Here is a 1,009-nt window from a genome sequence, read left to right as displayed (position 1 = left end):
CTCTAGACGAGTGATTCCTTATGAGTTCAGTGGTCGTACGCGATCAAGGAACGCTTGACGTCGGCGTTGATGCGCCAGTTGTGCCAGATCGCGGCGGTCAGGGCGAGGAGGCGTTGGGCGACGCGGGCGTATACCCCGGCAGGGGTGCGCCCGCCGTGTCCTTCGAGGTTGAGCTGGCCTTTCAGAGTCTGGTTGACCGACTCGATCCATTGCCGGACGCCGGCGAGGTTGCCGAAACGGCGGGTTTTCTCGTCCTTGCGGTCCGGGCGGGCCAGTAGCACGCCGACCTGCTCGGCGGCGTAGCGTTCGATGGCTTTGCCGGCCAGGCCCTTGTCGGCCAGCACCACCATGCCCGCCTTCAGCGCCCCGATCTCGCGAGCATGGGCGAGCAGGTCCTCGGCGATCTCTCGTTCGCCGATCTTCGGGCTGGCCAGGCACCAGGCCACCGGGAGTCCTTCGACGGTGGTCAGCAGGTACAGCTTCAATCCCCAGTACCAGCGCGAATGCGACGCGCAGTAGCCGTAGCCGGCGATCTCGGCCAACGCGGAACGCTGCGTCGTGGGCCGCGACGTGCCGCACGGAACCGCGGTGGCGTCCATCAGCCGCAAGCGGTCGCCCAGGCTCGGGCACAGCCCGGCCAGATACAGGGTGGTGCGGCAGATCAGAGGCGCGCAGGCTTTGATGCGTTTGTTGTAGCCGGGCTGTTTGGGCAGGTAGGGGAACAGGTGCCGAAGCCGGACGCGACACAGGCGCAGCCAATGGTGTTCCGAGCGTGCACCGAGGAGCACCTGGGCCACGGCCAGGCAGACCACTTCGGCATCGGTGAGCCGTTTCGGTCGTCCTGGTCCACGTCGGCCTGCCGGGATGACGTGGTCGTCGACCAGGACGTACAGTGCGATCAAGAGGGTGTCGAGGTCTGTCTTCACAAACAACCATCGATGCCCTCCCTTCTCGTCCCGATCAACCCGCCACGCCGCTCACCGACCAAGATTAGGAATCACTCGTCTAG

1 protein-coding gene is annotated in these 1,009 nt (G+C 65.6%); it reads right to left on the bottom strand.

Annotation, left to right across the window (positions count from 1 at the left end; translation table 11 throughout):
• Positions 1-26: 26 nt before the first annotated feature.
• Positions 27-926 (bottom strand): IS982 family transposase, encoded by a 900-nt coding sequence (locus ACIBQZ_RS43410; protein WP_396094808.1) that lies wholly within the window; start codon positions 924-926, stop codon positions 27-29.
• Positions 927-1,009 lie beyond the last annotated feature (83 nt).

Source organism: Actinoplanes sp. NPDC049599 (assembly GCF_044465625.1).
In the GTDB taxonomy this organism is placed as follows: domain Bacteria; phylum Actinomycetota; class Actinomycetes; order Mycobacteriales; family Micromonosporaceae; genus Actinoplanes.
The sequence above is the reverse complement of the archived record's forward strand: the minus strand, read 5'-3'. Positions and strand labels throughout refer to the sequence as shown.